The organism is Burkholderia sp. AU45388, assembly GCF_030481585.1.
Classification (GTDB): domain Bacteria; phylum Pseudomonadota; class Gammaproteobacteria; order Burkholderiales; family Burkholderiaceae; genus Burkholderia; species Burkholderia sola.
Genome location: NZ_JAUJPV010000045.1, coordinates 1 through 17,612 on the forward strand (window position 1 = coordinate 1; position 17,612 = coordinate 17,612).

Below are 17,612 nucleotides of genomic sequence, written 5' to 3' on the forward strand. Positions count from 1 at the left end.
CGACTACGTCTGGTCGCGCTACTCAAAGAAGAACGGCCCGCTCGAAAATTCGAGCGGGCCGTGAAGGCTGTGCCAAAACGCTATGCCGTCCGTGTCCTTAAAAAGAACCTTAACTGAACGGCATTAGTGCGTCGCGGGGGTTTTTTACGGAGGGCCGTGCGGACGCGTTACTTCGCCGCGTTGACCATGTAGTCGACGGCCGCCTTCACGTCGGCATCCGACGCGTTCGACCCGCCCTTCGGCGGCATCGCGCCCTTGCCGTGCAGCGCGTAGTTGTAGACCGTATCCATCGAATCCTTCAGGCGCGGCGCCCAGTCTTCCTTGCTGCCGAACTTCGGTGCGCCGAGCACGCCGGCCGCGTGGCAGGCCTGGCAGGTCGACGCGTACAGCGCCTTGCCGGCCGTTGCCGCATCGGCGCTGGCCGGGGCGGCCGCGGGCTTTTCGCCGGCCTTCGGGATCGCGGCGATCGCGGCCATGGCCGCGGCGGCTTGCGCGTTCGACGCGTCGGCGCCCGACGCGGGTGCACCGCTGGCGGGCTGCGCCGCGTTGGCGGCCGGTGCGGCCGGTTCGGGGAAGTTCGCGCCGTCGTTGTTCGCCATGTAGACGATCGCGCGGGCGATTTCATAGTCGCTGACGTCGTCGGGGCTCGTGCCGCCGCGCGGCGGCATCGCGCCCTTGCCTGCGAGGGCCGTCTTCAGCAGCGTGTCGAAGCCTTGCGAGATGCGCGGCGCCCAGTCGTCCTTGTTGCCGAACTTCGGCGCGCCGGCGGCGCCGGTGCCGTGGCAGGTCACGCAGACGGCCTTGTAGACTTCCTCGCCGGTCTTGTACGTGCGGGGCGCGTTGGCGTCCTTCACGTCGACCTTCGCGATCGGCGCGATACGGGCGGCGACCTGCTCGTCGGACAGCGCGTCGGTGCCGGCGCCGGAACGGAACGCATGGTTGGCGTAATTGGCGAACAGGACGATCAGGACGATCGGGATCGCGAACGACGCGATGATGACGGCAATCAGCTGCCCGGGGGTTTTGACGGGAGATTCGTGGGGTGCTTCGCTCATGCTTGCCTCGTCTCCGTGAATAGGAATTGTGAGCGCGGTGCAACGGCAAAATGGCAGTCCAATGAAGCACGGACGATTATAGACGGAACGTTTACATCACGGCGAGCGGCGCGATGGCGCGTGTTTACCCGCACGCAGGGCCGTCCGGCGGCGATTCGGCGGGCAAGGTGGACGCGTCTTGGGAAACCGGGTATCCTTGCCGTCTTGCCAATCGTGGGCGGCCTGTATATGGGGTCGTTTCACTGTCTCACGCGCCCGTAGCTCAATGGATAGAGTACTGCCCTCCGAAGGCAGGGGTTGCTGGTTCGATCCCAGCCGGGCGCGCCAACTAGCCTGATTCCAGGCGTCGATTTTCCCGATGTGGAGTTAATCAATTAATGTCGTTTTCGACACGAATTGGTTGTTTTTCCATAGATATCAGTCCATAGCTGGGCGATTTTCCTGTCGTCGTCTGCGACCGCCTCCGCTCTTACGGCCGCCTGCTCCGCTGCTTGCATCGACGCCTGCAAGGCAACGCACTCGCTCAAGGAAGATGCCGGCTTGCTTGTACCGGAAGCTCAAACCGGTCCTGTCGAAAACGTCCTGCTGTATTCGCCGTCTTACGGGCTTTTCCCGTTTCGCGACAATAGCGTCGAACGATTTCCGAAACTCGTCGAACTTCAAATCTTCCAATTCCCTTGCGGTGCGGCGCACACGCTCCTGCCCGGCATCCACGAGTTGCTGGTTCAGCGTGGGCGAGAGCGAACGCAGAAATTTGGTCGAGACGTCCAATAGGTCTGCGGCCTCGCGCGCGGAAGACGCTCGCCCTGATTCGACTATCTGCTCAAACTCCTGCCGAAGTTCATTCCGCGGTCGGCGAGCCCCCTTCCGTTTGCGGACGCAAAGCTGAGTCGGCCGAGCCGGAGCCGGGCGTTTGAACAGCATCACCTTGTTCCCGAGAATCACGTCCGAGATAGCGGCGCCACAGCAGAAAGCAATGAGCGCCAGACGCGGGAGGCTCGGGCGCGTTTTTCCCGATGTCCACCCGTGAAGCGCTCCTTTGCTTACGCCGAGATGCCGGGCGAAATGGGAGAGGTTGCCAGCGAAGAGCACCTCGGTTGCATAACGGAGGAAGTTCGTCGGCGCACCGACGTCGTGAAATTCATGTGGGTGATGATGCAGGTCGTCGACTAAATCGGCGACGAGCCGTGCGAACTGAACGTCCTCCTCCCTCGCTGGCTTTCCAACGTCGCTCGCTAGACTGCGTCCGTTGACTCTTGAGATTCCGGGCAGCCAGAAACTGCTCGCACTGGCGCGCTTTCCTTGTCTGTGGAGCCAGAAGGGGTTGTCGTTGTTGCGATTCGATTTATCAACTGCTTGAAGCTGGACACAGTGCAGCGGGCAAGCGGCGACGCAATCAACCGCCCATAGCAAACGGTTATATTTTGGCCGCTCTGAACTTTCATCGTGCGCGTAGCAAATCGGACAGAACCGTTCGATTGGCGACAACAGCTTGGTCGGTGGGACAACCGCCTTCAAAGGAACGAGGGTGTGGAGTTGGAGGTCGTTGCGGCCCGTCGAATGGTTGAGCGCTTTGGCCCAACTGTCGGCCAACTCCGTCACTCCAGAAGTCGCCAGCCCGTAGCAGTAGCACGCCATCTTCGCGCGCCATCCTGTCGACCCTGACCCAATTAACGGCACGACCGAGCGAAAGGCTAACGTCCACGGAAGCATGCAATGGTCCTCGCTCAGACGTCGGAAGTAGCTGGCGAGGTCTTCCAGGTCGTCACCGCTGTGGCCCTCAGGGTTCAGCGAAAACAATGCCGACCGTGGCGGCGCATCTTCCGGCCAGCCGCCGGGTCTGCATGCAGGACTCGTCAACGCTGTCATCCGTGCATCCTCCCGTTGATTTTGCGTCGCGTCTGCTCCTCGAGCAGCAATACGTTCCGAATATCCTGCTCGGTGGCGTAGTCGTGTTCACGTTCCATCTGGAGGAACGGTTGGACCTCCGCCTCGCCCACCATCGTGTCTCGAGCAATCTTCCGCTGAGCTTCTTTCGACGGCATGCTCTTCAGGAGGCACGCATCGCTCCATACTTTCCTTTTACTTTCGCAGCATCGGCCCGCAGCGCCCGTTAGCACATCAACTGTGGCTCCAGGCAATCCGAATGTGCCGGCGAAGAGGTACTCGAGCCGGTTCTCGATATCAAACCCATACGGAAGGTGGGCAAGCAATGACTTTACGAAGGTGCAGTATTCGGTGAAATCTTCGTCAGTCTGGAAGTATCTGGGATAGTGAACAACGCCGATGCGCCGCGCTAACTGCGCCGACGCGAGCACGAGCTGTTCGCATCCGTATGCCCCGAGTAGAAGCAGGTTGAACCCAGACCGATTCGACAATGACTTCAGCAAATTTCCGTACTGCAGTGGGTCCGTCAGAGAGTTGGTGAAATGCACCGCCTCGTCGAGTATCAGGTGCTTTACCTCGCGGCGCCTAAGCGCCCGTTCAAACATCATCCGGCTATTTCGAACGGGGTCGGCGGGCTCGCTGACATTCTCGAGCAACACGGGTCCATCCAAAGAGCTGGGCGCCATCAGGTCTGCACAGAGGCGGTTGTAGAGAAGGTTGAAATTGAATTCGCCTCTGTCAGCGGCATCGACCTCGCTCATCACGGCCGGAATGATGTGGCGCTTCTCCTGAAGCTGTATCGGATACCTGGACAAGAGGCTTTGCAACTGCTTGCGGCCAAAGGTCGTCTTCCCCACTCCAGGCGGGCCCACGACCAGCGTGATGGAAAGACCGGCACCTGCAGTCATGCGGCTGCGCACTTCATGCATCACCGCATCGAGATTTCGGTGCGGAACGCAGGTTGCCTTCATGTATGCGGCCTTGTCCTCGGGCGAGCCGGTGATGGCCTGTTCGCGCGTAATCATGGTCGACCTCCAGTCCAATTAAATAGGATTCCTTACAGGTAGATGGGTGTAGTCGATTTTGAAGCGACCGAAAGTGCGAGGTGGGTTCGGACGTGGCGCGTCGTTAGCCCGACGCCGATAATTCGTCTCCAGCGCTTCGTCAACACGCTCTTCATCGTGCGGTGCCGACGCGCTGTTTTCCGACGAGGCGTCGACGTGGGCAGTGCCTGAATCTTCAGCAACTTCCTCTGCGCGTTCGATTTCTGTCAGGTGGGGCTTGCCGTAGATGAGTCGCGTTGCACCGGTCACGTCTGCTGCCGGAGGGACATTATGCTCGGCGAGCACCCCGCGCAGCACACTCTCGAAGCTATGCTCGGGCGCCGCGCGCAGGCGCAACCGCACTTCATACAGGGCGTACCTGAGTTCAATCTGAGTTAATTGCCGGTACTGCATAAGGAGTCTTGAGACGCATTTGACCCAGTGGCCATCGACGCATGCATACGCGACGCATACGTTCCACATGTCTACGCGCACTTTGACCTTCTTGTTCTTGTAACGACGACCCGCGAATTCATCTGCCCAGTACCAGATGCGCCCGACCTTGATACCCATCTGGTTGTCGACTTCCCGAACGCCGCCGCGGCTGGCCGGTATCAACGTCTGCAGCATGAAGCGCTCGTCATAGGGCCTCAAACGTGTCAACCGACGCCCGGTCACCATGATGCGGTTATTCATGTATTCATTCGGTGTGTGGTCATGCGCCGGGTGCCGCCTTTCGCGGTTGTACTCGACGAAGAAAAAGTAGTCGAGAAGCCCATGGAGTTCGACGAACGTGAGGTGGTCTGCTCGCATAGGGTCAACGGACCGTGTCAGCGTTCTGACGTGCTGCATGGCCTTGGTATTACCTACCAACTGATGAATCAGCAACTGGTTGGTCGTGCCGAAGAGGCGTTCTATGACGCTGCCGAAGCGAGACTCATGTGCCGGACGAAACTCGACCGTAATGTCGTTCAGGTCGCAAAAGTTGTCGAAGGCGTTCGAGTGAAACTCCTTCCCGTTGTCGCAAACCAGGAAATCGGGAACGCGCTTGTGCATGGCAACCATGGCTCGCATTGCCATCATGCAGCTGACGGTGCTCGGCGGATGCGCCGAAAGATAGAAAGCCAGGACCGCGCGCGTTTCGGCGTCAATCACGATGGTGAGCCACGGTCTCAGCCTGTAAATTCGGTCGCCGTGGCCGCGAACCTTGATGATGATGTCGAGCTTTGTGTGGTCGATATGGACTCGATGGAACGGACGGCCTCCATGTATCTTGTCCCCGCGGCGCAGATACCAAACGGCCGGCTCCTTGTTGTAAGCCCTACGGTCGCCTTCGCGTGAGCGAACGTCACGAAAGACTGCTGACCGCTGATAGAAAGTGTTGGTCGAGCATGGCTCGACACTTCGCTCACGGCAGAGGCGAACGAAGGCATTGTATGAGTGGCTTCCCGATGGATTCGTTGGGTTGTTCGCGCCGAGCGCAACCTCGCGAATTAGCGCAAGCACTTCGTCAAGGATTTGTGGCCCCCTTCCGCCCGGGCGTCGCGGGATGAGCGCTAGCATTTGAAGCGGCCGAGATTCGCCGGCGCTACGAATTTTCTGCTGCCACCGCTGAATTGTGCGGGCGCTGTAGGGATGCGGTATGGCGGTGTGCTCCAGTTGCTTGACCAGCTGGAAACGTCGCCGGGCTGTCTGAATCTGCTCGTCGGTGATGTACTCGCATTGAGCAAGTAGTTCTTCCGTCGACTTCGGTGTCGACAGCAGGTGGATATCGTCCTGCAGCAACTGCTGGAACCGCAATTCAGGCATCTCTTCGAACACGCGAGACTCGGAGTCTCGATAGAGGACCTTGCCGGAAGGCATTGCCGTTACGATGTAAACATCCGGCTTTCCGCGAAACATAAACTCGGTGCCGACGTCGACTGTCATCACGAAGTGTGTGGATACCGTATGAGGTGGAGGTCGACGCCATTTCACAGCGTCGAGTTGCTCCAAGCTTGAACAAATGACGACGGACGCAGGGTCCGAAAGGTCGTCATAGTCCAGGTCGACGAACAGACGCTTATCTGCGATTGCTTGTAGGACATCATCGACGCGAAATCTACCCGGCGGTGTCGGCAGCACAAGCGGCTCGTTCCACGGCGTTCGGTCGTCAAATGCAAAGGCGAAAAGGGCGGCCATGCTCATCGCTCCGCGCTTGCTGACGATGCGGTCGATTGCTGACCAGGCATCCTCCGTCAACGTCGACATCTGGTTGTCGAGATACGCGCGCAGATAACCGAGATTATCAATGAATCGCTGATTATGCTCGGCCGAGGAGCGCAGACAAAACGTGATACCAAGCGCCTTGAAATATTCTTCTCGCTCTGGACAGTGCCACGTTGCGTCGTCTTCCGATTTGAAAAAACGAAACGGATACTTCTTCGCAAGCGCAACCAGCTTCTCCTCGTTTTTCCACTCTTCCACGAAGGGGCCGTTTGGAGTCATGCGAAAAATGTCCGGTGTGTACGGCACCGTATGTGTGTATTCGGTGACCTTGCCGCGCCGAGACGTTCGCCGGATTTTCGTTGGGATGCCTACTTGCGGTGGCTGGCAGTAATGTTCGCGTGTCGTACCGTCCAGGTCGTAGCGGAACAATGCTGCAAATTCGACGCTTCTGCTTTCCGTGGCAACGCGGTCATCCAGTTTGAGCGGTGTATAACGTGTGACGACGTTGCGTGTGCGCCCTCCAACACGTCGTGAAGGCGATTCCGTTCGGGCTCGGATGATGTATTTCCGTCCCTCCTCCGGGGTGCCCCACTCGTCCATAACGGCGAGGAGTTCTTCATCCGAGAACGGTTTTGCTAAGCCGCCAGGGCGGCTTTCGAGCCAGAGCGCCTCGGTCCGTTGCCAAGTCGAGAGCGGCGGAAGTTTGACCGGAAGCTCGATGGTCATTTTCCGCTCCCTGCGGAGGGCGACCAATTGCGGATATGCGACAGTCGACGACGCCCTCCGTCGGTCTTGAAGATGCGAATCGTCACGCAAACCCGTTCCCACTGGTCGTGTGAGGTGTAGAGGCTTGTCAGCAGACCGGCATCGTCAGGTGGCCCCGGCCGCCGATTCTTCATAGAGGCTGAAGCCAGCCACCTGTTGGCCTCGAGCGTTATTCTGTCCTGAGGGCCGTCGTTGAGGTATGCCCGCCATTCCACGAACGCGGCGCGGCTAGAGGCAACGCGGAACGTTCCGCTCTTGGTCAGTATCGTGATTCCCATCGACATGAAAGTCGGCGCACGGACAGTCGCCTCGTGCAAGCTACCCGGTGGCGACAACGTCACTTCGAGAATCTTGTCGAAGCCATGGGGCTTCACAAGAACCAATGGGGCACTCGGGGTTCCATGCAATTCCTTGACCTGTTGCGGAGTTTTCGAAGCGCGCTCGAATACACCCGGATGTTCCGATGGCGTCAGGGCTGCGCTGCGGCACAATCGCGCAATACTGCGGGGACATTGCGGGTCTTGCCGATTCTTCTTTTCGTCCGGGCTCGGACCGGGCGCTGGCACGCGAGGCATGCCTGGTGTGCGTGATGTGCGCTCGGTAGCAATCCGAGATTGCGACGCAAGCCCGCTGAAGGATGCCAGCCGCCAGGCGAAATCATCAAGCTGGCGGGTGAACGATGACCTGCACGTTTTAATGCGCATGTTGTTCTCCGCGAATGAACGTCGAGTCGACTCGCGTCCGCGTCGCGGCCCAGTTAACTGCGTGCCTGCGACACACACGGACGAGATGACACTTTTCGCCGTGCTGACAGCGAAAATGCCTTAACGGCGACAGCTACTTCCGACCGGGTCTATGACAGTCCGGTCGCGAGCATCGCTGCCCAGAGTCGGCCGCTATGGTTGGCTTTGCCGGGAGCGATGAGAGGAGAAGGTGGGGTGCCGAGCGGGCCGAATGGCGGGGGCCGAGAGGCGAGGAAACTGGCGGAATTAGCGGTAATAAGATGGGGTCGCGTTTTTATTTTGATAATCCGCTCGGTTTGGGGCGACCAATGCGGAACAATGTGCTGAGAAACGCGAGACGGTGGGTGATTGTCACTGAAACTTTGGCGCATTTGAGAAAGGCTCCGCGCTCGTTTAGGACGAGCAAAGTCTTTGACGCCCGATAGCTCCCGTGAGAAAATTTGACTGCCAGTCGTGGTTTTCTCTTTTGAGGAGCCACCAGGGTCGCGGTTCAAGTTCGCTTGGGCTTAGCGACCCTTTCTCGTTTCTGGGGACGAAAAAGCGGGGTCGCTAAGCCCAAGTTGGCCGGTTCGGTGGGGTAGGTTTAAGCTTCCGGTGACGCGCCTCCTAGGGTTGAAGAGATGCTAAATTCTAAAACTGCAACTTCTCCTTGTATACCGGTTTGACGCGAGAATATCATTCGAAAATGCTCTGTCACTTTAGTCGACAATTGCGATTTTCTAAATATATATAGACAATTTCACGCTTCTCGATGGTCGGCTGGTGGGGGCTCCGTCCATTGACGAACAGGGATTTCCCTCCCATTTTGAATTGATGGAATCGGCACCGGCCGCTGGTCTATTTTGTGAGATGCGACTCGACTCCATTGGGAGTGCAAGCGTTTCTTGAGCGCTCTCATTGCCGAGGGGCACGATAAGCCCGTTTCCTCATTGACCAACAGCAGTTGAGCGAGCAGGCTCTCACCGTATCGGGCGGAGCTGTTGTCGAGGACTAAAAGCTCGTTTGTCGGCATACCGATGTGTCTTTCCGCTTCGCGTACCCGATTGGGCAGTGGTTCTTCACGAATTCCACCCACGAGTGTGGTGCCTACTACCCGTGGCCGAATGGATGCGGGTAAGAGTTGGAGACAAGCTTCCACGGTGAGATAGTAGGTCCACCATGTGTTGAGCACGACGGTGGCATCTGGACAGTCTTCAAATGCATTCTCAAGCGCGGGCGCATACTCGAAGGCCGTATGGCTTGGGCACAGCAACTCCGGGGAGTGGCGATATCGATACTGGAGATGGTTCGGGTGAAGAACACCATCGAAGTTCAGATAGATGAGCATACATGCCTCTATGCAAGAAAATCGGAATCCTCATCGATTGCGGAAACGCCGGCATCCAGCAACTGCACGATGCGGTCGACAATCTCGGCTATCTCTCTCGTGCCCATCGCCTTCGTCACGTGCACCGCTTGAGCCAGGTACTCGTACGGAACTGCATACGGTGATGCGTCAACTATGGCGAGACGAGACGGACATCGTCGGCGTATGTCGGCGCGCAGGATGTCGATGCGAGACGCAGTAGTGCTGCGCCTGTGCGAGCGATTGCCAGGCATCGTCGCGCCGATGGTCGTGCGTGCAATTTCGTCGGGGAGCAGACTCAGGAGGTTTCGATAGCCAACGTCGCAAACCCATCGTGAATTGATGACGACACATACGTTTGGTAGGCCGGCAAGGAGACGAGAAATTGCCGGCAGTAGGGGCAGCGGGGTGACGCGCGGCGGTTGATGCTGGCAGCACCGCGGTCTAATGTTGGCGGGACGGTGCGCAAATAAGACGCCCTCGATGCCGAGGTACATGACTTGAGCCATGGTCGGGTGGTTCCGGTAGCCGCCGGGGTTGGACATATCCTAGAGAAGCGGTCCAAACTCGTAGAGGCGGGCGATAATGACGGGACTCTTTGGGGGCGATTCTTTTACTTTTCTTGAAAGAGTCGTGTGTGCTTCCTCACACAGAAAATAGTGCATGTCAGTGCAATTTCAAGTCAAACTTGCCTCCGGCGCGGAAAACGGTTGGGCCAAGCTCGCGTCTCGCGCAGCCCGGGTGGTGCTCGCGCGACAAGATATGAGCTACACGGAACTAGCCGGCGAACTCGCGAAGCTTGGCGTCACGGAGTCAGCACACGCTATCGAGGCGAAGGTTTCGAGGGGGACGTTCCGGTTCGCCTTCTTTTTGCAGCTCATCGCCGGCTCGCGCACGGACTGCCCATATTTGTGGGCGGATGCTCTGTCCTCAACTGAGACATGGCAGGCCCGGTCATCCACAGTATTCGCTGCAGAGATGACGGGCCAACCTTGGCTCAACTGGCAGATGTTATCGAATCGCCTGCAGGAAATCGGTGTTAGCCTTCCGTCCGAATCGCTGCAAGCCCAAATCGAGAGCGGCTCGTTCGCGACAACATTGTTTCTTCAATGCGCGACTGTGTGCCGCTTTGAGAGCATCTACCGCTTTCTGGACACTTCCGAGCTTCATCGCGTCGCATTGGCGAACTCACTACAATCGTAACGGTGGGCTTGGAAGCTATTTTTTCTTGCATATTCCGGCCTGCGACCTAGACTGAGTGCTGTGTGAGGAAACTCACGCTATTGCGCCCGCATAAGAAAAAATACGGAGCGGTGCCGCGAGCAGTCACATCGACGGCTCCGCCGGGATGCAGCCCACGTTCGTTGGATTGAGAGCACGTTTTGTCGCCACGCCTCCGAGATGCGACTTTCGTGTTCGACGCAGCACGCTCGTCTGCAAGGCCTAGGAAGTTCTCTGGCTTGGGGTCGGTCGCAAACTGGAAATCCATGCGCTTGCACCAGCTGTGCAGAAGGCTGCTCGGACTTCAGATGAAGGAGGCCGCTATGGCCTTGTGGAACATCGCGTCAGTAATGTCCCAGCCCGAGGTTTCTATCGCCAGGTGGCGAGTTCTGGAAATCGATGCCGGGACCAGGCACTTCGTCGGAGCGGACGAGCGAGATTTTAGTGGCCGCGTCAGTTCTGCAATCGTGGCATTCGACTACAAAATGTTGCGGGGCCGCACGCGGTCAGGCCGGGTCTATCAGCTGGTAGGCCTTCCAGGACACTCGACCAACGCCGACTATGTTTGGCAGCATTGGTGTGCTATTAACGATGTAAAGTCGTTCTCGGATGTGACGAAGCAACTGCTTGCAGGCAAAGCTGATGACGACCGCATATGAGCGAACAAAGTCGGTCATCGAGACGCGCGAATTCTTGCGGCTGCTTGCATCTTCCGATGACGATGTCACCCGCGCCCGTATTCGGTTGGTTGCGGCACGGTTGCTTCGGCATTACCCGCTCGACATCGACCTTGAGCTTGCGGCCGCTGCATTGCCAGGAGTCTGGGCCGTTCCTCAACATTGACGAAGTGCCGGCGACGCGGCTGACCCCGGATGCAACTCGCCTGGAGAATCGAGGATGTGCTTGCTCGATGCGGTGACGATGGGACCAAGATGTACCGTGCCTCGAGCGAGAGTCTGCGCGCAAATTGAAAGGTCAGCGCCGACGCCACCTAGCGGCAGTCGCTAGTGTCCCATCTCTCTGGCTGCGGTAGCGTGTCATCGAGAATGGGCAACAGCCTCAACGCAACTTGGTGCGCGGCGCTCGTTGCTGTCACTTGCACCAATGAATCACACCGTGCTTCAGCCAGAAATGGGAGCGACAGCCTATCGTGCGGTCTACCGAGGGCGAAAGACTCGGACGGCGAGCCCCTTTCTGCGTCATGGTCCACTTTGGTCGCTGCCCCGCAATCATCGGGAGCTGGATGGTGTCGCCACATCCGCAGGGGCATCGGAGGGCTGCAAGCCAGTATTGCCCGCTTTCCCCGACTGCGTACAGCTTATGTGCCTGAAGGGAGTCGGGCAGGTCGTCTACGACGACGACCGTGTATCGACCGAGCAGGCCGTCAAAGCAGGCAAGGGCACGATTCCATAACCGTGAGAGTATCTGGGGCATCATCTACAGGTCCATGATTCCGAGGAGCGGCTCTTTTGTGCCGAAGCCCATGCGTTTTGCGAACGCTGGACACATCTCGCCATCGTCTCGATAGTTTGTCGCGAGCGGGTCGGACAGGCTGATGCGCCACTGCGCGAACTGTGCGTTAGGTTCCACACGGTAAGGCATTAACCTGGCCAGCAGTTCGTTGACAGCGTACGCTGCGACTAACATGTTGAGCGAGATGACCGCTGGGCGGTCGACATCCATGCCTTTTACGTAACCCGCCTTCCGCATTTCTTTATATCGCTCCGGCTCGTGCTTTTTCATGAAGGCCGCGTTCAGGTCTGCCTGAGAATAAACACCTCGACTCATGAGACTTGAGCCGCCTGGCTGCACCGTGTGAACAGCACCAGTCACGTGGTCGACGTTACCCTTACCATCCGCATCAATCCGGACTCCGATATCGATAAGCGGAATCAGGAAATGTGACGCGATTTTGTTGAGGATATGTCGGCCATCCACGGAATCCAGGCACCCGAACAAAACGTCGCATTCGCCGAGTGCAAGAATTGTTTCGCGGTCGATGATGTCGTTGGGCAGCGGACATACCTTGGTGCCGAGGTCCATCTCCAGGATTGCTTCCTGAGCCCGCTCGACTTTCAGGCGCTTTTTATCTGCATCTGCGCCACGCGCGTTCAGGACGCGATTGAGATTCTTTCGCTCGAGATGGTCCGGGTCGACCGGCACCAGCTCACCCACGCAGTTGCGCGCGAGTTGCTCAAGGATGATGCTGCCAGTGCCGGATGCACCAGCCACACCGATGCGCAGCTGCCGCAATGTGCGATACGTTCCCTCGCCGAATGTCTGGATAAGGCGCAGCGCGTGCTCGGGCGGCTCCGACTCCAGGCAGCGTTGTTCGTCGAGGTGGTAGAACTCGAAATCGTCTCCGGCAATACGAAACAGGTCGATGGGCTCGCCGAGAATGCCGTTCTGGACATGGCGACCGAATAGTCGCCCATCAGGAAGCATCACGACGCTCGCACGCGTGTCGACCTTGTCGAGGATATTGTCGACCGCTGAGAAAAACGCCCGGTCGGATTCGTCGTCGTACCGCGAGAACTCCGGATAGCCGCTCGGGTGGCTGTGGAACTTGACCACCGTCAGGTTCTTCTTCATCGCTTGATTCAACGCAGGAAGCACCGTTTCGACGGACCAGGCTACAGCGTCCGGTTCGCGTATGCGGCAAGCCTCGTACGGGACCTCTACAACGTCATGTAAAAGTAGCTGGCTGCGTCGCGCGCCCAACGCCTGGCCGCACAGTGCGATGGCGACGGCCTCCTTCCCGTCGCCGGGAAAGAGGTGTCGGCGCAGCTGCGTGCGGTGCTTGCCAGACATGGCCAGCACCGAGAGCCGGTTATTTGTCGTCATTTCGACAACTCCGCACGCAGGAAATCGTCGACCAGCATCAGGTGCGTACCAACATTATCGATGCCCTGGCGCCACGGACTGTTTGCCGTGCGGTGCCGTGACCAACCCTGCCACGTTTTCCCCTCGAATTCGTTCGTCACCAAGGAGCGGATTGGCTTGCCATCATTCCGCGTGAGCGGCGGGTAGAAGTACACCATGTCAATCTGCGTATCCGGATAGCCTTGGGGCAAAATGACGAACATATCGACTTTCGTCGGCGTGAAGCCCTGCGGCGGTTCGAAACCGCGTACCACGATGCGCTTGACGTCCGACGCAACGGCTTCCCACGTGTAGCCCTTACCGTTCAGGAACTCGGCGTCTTCCTCCATCACCGTGAAGTCCACGCGAATCGGACCTTCTCCCTCTTGTACCTCTTTCGGGATGGTCGCAAAGCGCTCCACACCGTGGGCGGTGAAATCGACCGTTTGCCCCGGTGCAACCGGACGCATCTGCCCGTGAACCTTTTCCGACAGAAGGTAGCCGGCGCTCGACTTGCCGGCGAGCCCCAGAATCTGCTCGCCGGTCATGTGCGAGACGTCGACGACGTAGTATTCCTTGTCGATGCGAATCCGATACTTATGGCCGTGGGGAATCGGCTTCTTCTCCCGGACGAAAATTTCGACGTCGATAATTTCGACAATTCCTTCGCCGTCGCGGCCAACCGCTCCGACGATGATGGTTTCTTCAATGCGTTGCTCGTTTGCAGACATTTCAAACTCCGTTGCGTCGGATTGACAGGCGCCGAGGGGCGATGTTGACGTTCGGCCGGCCCGGTGCCAGACTCCGTCTTACATGTGAGACAGTCTGGCATGGCGCGTTTCTCAAGTCAAACGGTATTTGTTGCACATATAAGACAGGAGAAAAATGGAACACGTGAAGATGGAAGTGCTAGCCCAGCACATCCTGCGTCGCAGAGATGGTCGTGGTATCCGAGAGGCGGCCAAGGAAGTCGGCATCAGCCCAGCCACCCTTTCCAGGGTTGAGAATAAAAAGGTCCCTGACCTGGAAACCTTTGGGAAGATTTGTGCGTGGCTGGGTGAGGACCCTGCAACCTTCCTTGGCTTGGTGCAGGCATCCTCATCGGCGCCGCGAGCTCAGGTTCATTTCAAAAAAGAAGTGGCGATACGCCCGGAGAGTGCCAAGGCGTTGAGCGAGATGATTGTGCTCGCTCAGGAGGCGCTTCTGAAGGAAGAGGTCTGAGCATACTGTGCAGCGTGGATACAAAGCCTGGTGCGAGCGGTTTTCGGCCGACACTCGCCGCGAGCTTGACTTGCCTTCGACCGCGCCCTTGAGCGCTCGGCAATTAGCCGCTCATCTTGGAATACGCGTTTGGACGCCCGATGACGTACCCGGATTGCCGCCGGAGGCTAGGGCGGTGCTCCTGCGCAATGACGGCACGCCGAGCTGCTGGTCCGCGGTGACGCTTATCGTCGGTGAAAAAACGCTGGTCATTTTGAATTCATCGCACTCGCCGGCACGGCAAGCGAGCGACCTGATGCACGAGCTTGCTCATCGCATTCGTAACCATGAGCCGGAAGAGATGAGCATCTCCGCCGAAGGGCTGATGCTGCTGAGAGCTTACGACAAGGAGCAGGAGGAGGAGGCGGACTGGCTGGCGGGCGTGCTTCTGCTTCCCCGCGACGCTCTCGTTCATATCCGGCGCCAAGGGCTGTCCGACGAAGAGGTCACCGCGGAGTACGGAGTGAGTAAAAGGATGTACACCTATCGCGTCTCGATGACCGGCGTGAACCGGCAATTTCGGTGACGAGGGAGCCCTAGCGAAAGCGGCGTGACGTGTTTGCGTGGCCGCCTCGGTTGGCACTCAAAGCGTTTGCAATCGCCGGCGGTATGAGTAAGGAGTGGCACCATCTCCGGCGGGCGTCGGCGACGGCCAGAAAAAGGGGCTGCCATGAGCTTTGTCAATGAATTCGCAGTCGTAGACTTGGTGGTAAAGAGCCAACTCGCAACCAGCGGGGTAGATGCATTTTCGCTGTCCATCGTCAAGATGGAGCGGCAAATGCGGAAACTCTTCACATATCTCGTCTATCAGGCTCGCGCTTTCGGTCCTGAAAGTGTGGAAGAGCTCAGGCAAGCGTTGGGCGCGAGTAGGAAAGCGTACTTCGAAGGTTTCGAGCGAGGCATTAATGAGCTTTCCGCAGTCTCAATCGAAAAAATGGTGGGGCAAAAATACGATGTACTTCGCCCCATCCTTGTAGATGCATTGGACGTTCGAAACAAGGTTTTCCACGGCCAATTGACTATGCGTTGTCTCCAGCGAGACCAGCTCGATGAGTTGACTAACTTTGTTAGGTGCTGGTGTAATTTGCTTGCCGACGGGGCAAGCAGAGCAATTGGATACGACGGGTTTGGGCGCAACTCTTTTCGAAAAGGACCCGACGGCCTGGCAGAGACGTTCAAAATTCAGATAGACACGGTGGAAAAGTATCGAGCATTTATCCGGGGCCATGTAGAGCGTCCTTGACGCCGGGTCAAGATTATAGCTTGGGAAATTTCTGGTGGCGGCAGGAGGGGAATTTCTTAACGATAAGGGAATGCTTACTCTGCATCATGCCGAGCAGCCAGAAGCAGAAGTTCAGGCCAAAAAGTTCGTTGCAAAATTCCCGCCGTAACCATCCCCACTGTCAGAATTGACAGGGCGCCCTCAATTTTCTGCGGGATGGGCCGTAGACACGTTAAGCAATATAGTTTTTGTCTTGGAAGTGCGATGTCGATTGCGAAGCGTCAACGCGCAGCGAATCATCGTTGGACCTAGCCGTCAGCACGCCCTCTGACCGATAATGGTGTTGGTAGCATGCATCGCGTGCAAGTTGCTAATGGCCGATACTTCGACCGACCAGTTGTCCGTGCCTTCAACGTGGAAGCCAACAACGCAGTGAATTCGAGCATCGAGAAATACTTCAAACCTCTCATCGGCAAGCACATTGTCGTGAATCGAATACGCCAGATATCGACGGGCGGTACGTTAGAGCCGTCTGTCTCGGCGTATTTCCTGTATCCAGCGTTTGAGCGTGGAAAGCCAGCGATAGATGCACTCATTGAGGCCTTGAAACTAGAGATTCCAGCTTTTTGCACCACAAAGCAAGAGCGGGCGAGGGCGTTGGCGAAGGATAGAGCAGGAGGGTTGGAAACCTTCGAGACGCAAATGTTAGTAGACAAAGCGCGGCGACTGTTCATCAAAGCCACGGCGGGAAAGAGGGACTCTGGCGAAGGCGGGGAGCTATTGCTGTTCGCGTTCATCGAGCACTTCCTTGGGGCGCCCATCATTCTATCGAAGATGAGGTTGAAGACAAACACGCAGATGCCAGTGCATGGAGCTGATGGTGTTCACGCAAAGTGGGACAGCGAAAGCAACCAGCTTGTTGTCATATTTGGCGAATCTAAGGTCCATGCGTCAATTCACGGAGCACTCAGGGCCGCAGCTGAGTCAGTCGGCTCTTTCGTCGCGGATGTCGAGGGCAGGAAGACGCATGAGCTTCTGTTGACGACTGACCACGTCGACCTCGATGGTTTTCCGGACGAGTATAAGGAGGAACTTATACGCTATCTCCATCCATTCGCTACGGAAGAGGGCACGCGCCGTCAAGAAAGGTTTGCCATCTTGCTTGCATATACGTCCAAAGGATATGCGACGTTGGACAAGCTTACAGCTGCTGAAGCGGAGAGGGCGTTCCTAGACGATTACAACAGCAAACTGTCGCCGGCACTGCGCCTCGCAAAGAAACATCTTGCACAGGCTGGCGTGGAACTTGACACAGTCGACCTGTTTATTTTGCCTATGCCGAATGTACAGGAATTTCGCGACAAGTTCGACGAGGTGCTGGGTGGCTGACTTCAGAACAAAATTGGCAGACGCGGTCTCGTCAAGCAGAGAGTTTGGTGCGGCATATGATGTTCTGCAGCGAGACAGTCTGAGCTCGTTATTGAACGGGACTCGCCGACTCAGTCCGGCGCTGGCCACGAAGCTCCTTCGTTCAGCCCTAATCTTCGCTCAGAGCAGCCGTGATTCTCACTTCATGCTGGCGCAGAATATTGCGTACTGCCTCGCGACAGCGCCTATCACCGATGAAGAGCGCATCGTGTGTCGTCATATTATGGCGAGCGTCGGAAATTTTCCGGCGGGGGAATTCATCGCATCGGAAGTTGGGGCGGGGTGCCAACTGCCTTGGCAACTGGCACTGTCGGAACTGGCGAGACGAGAAGGTAATACGGTGCTTGTGTCGGGAAAACCGGAATTGTTCACCGACTTTCAGCGCAATGTCTGGAATGAATTGCAGCAACGGCAGCACGTCAGTGTTAGGGCGCCGACTTCCGCAGGAACCTGTCCGCATTTTTGTGGGCGAGGCGGTTGAACAACGTGTTACCCACGCGCCTGCATAAATCGCTCTCCGAACAGGATAGCAAACTGATTCATTGCTGATTTCCAGTCGAATGCGGACCGCAC

General features: G+C 57.7%; 18 protein-coding genes and 1 tRNA gene. 9 read left to right on the forward strand and 10 right to left on the reverse strand.

Translation table 11 applies throughout. The annotated features are described in order from the left end of the window. Window positions 1–167: 167 nt before the first annotated feature. Window positions 168–1,055 (reverse strand): cytochrome c5 family protein, encoded by an 888-nt coding sequence (locus QZM72_RS34970; RefSeq protein WP_301740392.1) that lies wholly within the window; start codon window positions 1,053–1,055, stop codon window positions 168–170. A 251-nt stretch (window positions 1,056–1,306) separates the two neighbouring features. Here QZM72_RS34970 and QZM72_RS34975 point away from each other — a divergent pair. Next, window positions 1,307–1,382: transfer RNA gene (locus QZM72_RS34975), tRNA-Arg, on the forward strand. Between the two features lie 90 nt (window positions 1,383–1,472). Here the strand turns inward: QZM72_RS34975 and QZM72_RS34980 are convergent. The 6 genes from QZM72_RS34980 to QZM72_RS35005 all read right to left on the reverse strand — a co-directional run bounded on the left by QZM72_RS34980 (window position 1,473) and on the right by QZM72_RS35005 (window position 9,555). Continuing rightward, a complete protein-coding gene (locus tag QZM72_RS34980) occupies window positions 1,473–2,924 on the reverse strand; it encodes a TniQ family protein (protein WP_301740393.1) in 1,452 nt (483 codons plus the stop codon). Continuing rightward, complete coding sequence (locus QZM72_RS34985) at window positions 2,921–3,967, reverse strand: ATP-binding protein (protein ID WP_301740394.1); 1,047 nt, start codon at window positions 3,965–3,967, stop codon at window positions 2,921–2,923. The genes QZM72_RS34980 and QZM72_RS34985 overlap by 4 nt, the downstream gene beginning before the upstream one ends. Before the next feature lie 18 nt (window positions 3,968–3,985). Further along, the gene (locus tag QZM72_RS34990) at window positions 3,986–6,919 is read right to left on the reverse strand and encodes a DDE-type integrase/transposase/recombinase (protein WP_301740395.1); all 2,934 of its coding nucleotides are present in this window, start codon (window positions 6,917–6,919) and stop codon (window positions 3,986–3,988) included. After that, the gene (locus QZM72_RS34995; protein ID WP_301740396.1) at window positions 6,916–7,662 is read right to left on the reverse strand and encodes a hypothetical protein; all 747 of its coding nucleotides are present in this window, start codon (window positions 7,660–7,662) and stop codon (window positions 6,916–6,918) included. Before QZM72_RS34995 ends, QZM72_RS34990 begins: the two co-directional genes overlap by 4 nt. 778 nt (window positions 7,663–8,440) lie before the next feature. Next, window positions 8,441–9,028: an HAD domain-containing protein gene (locus QZM72_RS35000; RefSeq protein WP_301740397.1), complete on the reverse strand. Its 588-nt coding sequence runs from the start codon at window positions 9,026–9,028 to the stop codon at window positions 8,441–8,443. 8 nt (window positions 9,029–9,036) lie between these two features. After that, complete coding sequence (locus QZM72_RS35005) at window positions 9,037–9,555, reverse strand: HAD domain-containing protein (protein ID WP_301740398.1); 519 nt, start codon at window positions 9,553–9,555, stop codon at window positions 9,037–9,039. 154 nt (window positions 9,556–9,709) lie between these two features. On the opposite strand from QZM72_RS35005, the gene QZM72_RS35010 reads away from it, so the two are divergent. The 3 genes from QZM72_RS35010 to QZM72_RS35020 all read left to right on the forward strand — a co-directional run bounded on the left by QZM72_RS35010 (window position 9,710) and on the right by QZM72_RS35020 (window position 11,110). Further along, entirely contained in the window at window positions 9,710–10,249 is a 540-nt protein-coding gene (locus QZM72_RS35010) for a DUF6471 domain-containing protein (protein WP_301740399.1), read from the forward strand. 341 nt (window positions 10,250–10,590) lie between these two features. Further along, window positions 10,591–10,926 (forward strand): hypothetical protein, encoded by a 336-nt coding sequence (locus tag QZM72_RS35015; RefSeq protein ID WP_236658726.1) that lies wholly within the window; start codon window positions 10,591–10,593, stop codon window positions 10,924–10,926. Then, window positions 10,910–11,110 carry a BPSL0761 family protein gene (locus QZM72_RS35020; protein ID WP_080361573.1) on the forward strand — a complete coding sequence of 67 codons (201 nt, stop codon included), beginning with the start codon at window positions 10,910–10,912 and terminating at the stop codon, window positions 11,108–11,110. The genes QZM72_RS35015 and QZM72_RS35020 overlap by 17 nt, the downstream gene beginning before the upstream one ends. A gap of 249 nt (window positions 11,111–11,359) precedes the next feature. On the opposite strand, the gene QZM72_RS35750 is transcribed toward QZM72_RS35020, so the two are convergent. Genes QZM72_RS35750 through QZM72_RS35030 form a run of 3 tightly spaced genes read right to left on the reverse strand, consistent with a single transcriptional unit; the run spans window position 11,360 to window position 13,860 of the window. Then, window positions 11,360–11,704 (reverse strand): DUF6527 family protein, encoded by a 345-nt coding sequence (locus QZM72_RS35750; RefSeq protein ID WP_221624674.1) that lies wholly within the window; start codon window positions 11,702–11,704, stop codon window positions 11,360–11,362. Continuing rightward, window positions 11,705–13,111, reverse strand: coding sequence for a ThiF family adenylyltransferase (locus QZM72_RS35025; protein ID WP_301740400.1), 1,407 nt, complete (start codon window positions 13,109–13,111; stop codon window positions 11,705–11,707). Further along, window positions 13,108–13,860, reverse strand: coding sequence for a multiubiquitin domain-containing protein (locus QZM72_RS35030; protein ID WP_301740401.1), 753 nt, complete (start codon window positions 13,858–13,860; stop codon window positions 13,108–13,110). Before QZM72_RS35030 ends, QZM72_RS35025 begins: the two co-directional genes overlap by 4 nt. Before the next feature lie 154 nt (window positions 13,861–14,014). Between QZM72_RS35030 and QZM72_RS35035 the strand changes: the two genes are divergently transcribed. From QZM72_RS35035 to QZM72_RS35055, 5 genes are all read left to right on the forward strand, one after another. Further along, on the forward strand, window positions 14,015–14,350 hold the full coding sequence (locus QZM72_RS35035) for a helix-turn-helix domain-containing protein (RefSeq protein WP_011882873.1): 336 nt from the start codon (window positions 14,015–14,017) through the stop codon (window positions 14,348–14,350). A 175-nt stretch (window positions 14,351–14,525) separates the two neighbouring features. Next, entirely contained in the window at window positions 14,526–14,915 is a 390-nt protein-coding gene (locus QZM72_RS35040) for an ImmA/IrrE family metallo-endopeptidase (RefSeq protein WP_229656324.1), read from the forward strand. A gap of 144 nt (window positions 14,916–15,059) precedes the next feature. Then, window positions 15,060–15,632: a hypothetical protein gene (locus QZM72_RS35045; protein ID WP_301740402.1), complete on the forward strand. Its 573-nt coding sequence runs from the start codon at window positions 15,060–15,062 to the stop codon at window positions 15,630–15,632. Between the two features lie 393 nt (window positions 15,633–16,025). Continuing rightward, window positions 16,026–17,000, forward strand: coding sequence for a DUF1837 domain-containing protein (locus tag QZM72_RS35050; RefSeq protein ID WP_160320772.1), 975 nt, complete (start codon window positions 16,026–16,028; stop codon window positions 16,998–17,000). Continuing rightward, a complete protein-coding gene (locus QZM72_RS35055; protein ID WP_301740403.1) occupies window positions 16,993–17,520 on the forward strand; it encodes a hypothetical protein in 528 nt (175 codons plus the stop codon). Before QZM72_RS35050 ends, QZM72_RS35055 begins: the two co-directional genes overlap by 8 nt. The last annotated feature ends 92 nt before the right edge of the window (window positions 17,521–17,612 follow it).

Bases quoted from the DNA above. Each gene is read 5' to 3' on its own strand.
- QZM72_RS34970 (WP_301740392.1), bottom strand. From the start codon at position 1,055: ATGAGCGAAGCACCCCACGAATCTCCCGTCAAAACCCCCGGGCAGCTG.
- QZM72_RS34980 (WP_301740393.1), bottom strand. From the start codon at position 2,924: ATGACAGCGTTGACGAGTCCTGCATGCAGACCCGGCGGCTGGCCGGAA.
- QZM72_RS34985 (WP_301740394.1), bottom strand. From the start codon at position 3,967: ATGATTACGCGCGAACAGGCCATCACCGGCTCGCCCGAGGACAAGGCC.
- QZM72_RS34990 (WP_301740395.1), bottom strand. From the start codon at position 6,919: ATGACCATCGAGCTTCCGGTCAAACTTCCGCCGCTCTCGACTTGGCAA.
- QZM72_RS34995 (WP_301740396.1), bottom strand. From the start codon at position 7,662: ATGCGCATTAAAACGTGCAGGTCATCGTTCACCCGCCAGCTTGATGAT.
- QZM72_RS35000 (WP_301740397.1), bottom strand. From the start codon at position 9,028: ATGCTCATCTATCTGAACTTCGATGGTGTTCTTCACCCGAACCATCTC.
- QZM72_RS35005 (WP_301740398.1), bottom strand. From the start codon at position 9,555: ATGGCTCAAGTCATGTACCTCGGCATCGAGGGCGTCTTATTTGCGCAC.
- QZM72_RS35010 (WP_301740399.1), top strand. From the start codon at position 9,710: ATGTCAGTGCAATTTCAAGTCAAACTTGCCTCCGGCGCGGAAAACGGT.
- QZM72_RS35015 (WP_236658726.1), top strand. From the start codon at position 10,591: ATGGCCTTGTGGAACATCGCGTCAGTAATGTCCCAGCCCGAGGTTTCT.
- QZM72_RS35020 (WP_080361573.1), top strand. From the start codon at position 10,910: ATGACGACCGCATATGAGCGAACAAAGTCGGTCATCGAGACGCGCGAA.
- QZM72_RS35750 (WP_221624674.1), bottom strand. From the start codon at position 11,704: ATGATGCCCCAGATACTCTCACGGTTATGGAATCGTGCCCTTGCCTGC.
- QZM72_RS35025 (WP_301740400.1), bottom strand. From the start codon at position 13,111: ATGACGACAAATAACCGGCTCTCGGTGCTGGCCATGTCTGGCAAGCAC.
- QZM72_RS35030 (WP_301740401.1), bottom strand. From the start codon at position 13,860: ATGTCTGCAAACGAGCAACGCATTGAAGAAACCATCATCGTCGGAGCG.
- QZM72_RS35035 (WP_011882873.1), top strand. From the start codon at position 14,015: ATGGAACACGTGAAGATGGAAGTGCTAGCCCAGCACATCCTGCGTCGC.
- QZM72_RS35045 (WP_301740402.1), top strand. From the start codon at position 15,060: ATGAGCTTTGTCAATGAATTCGCAGTCGTAGACTTGGTGGTAAAGAGC.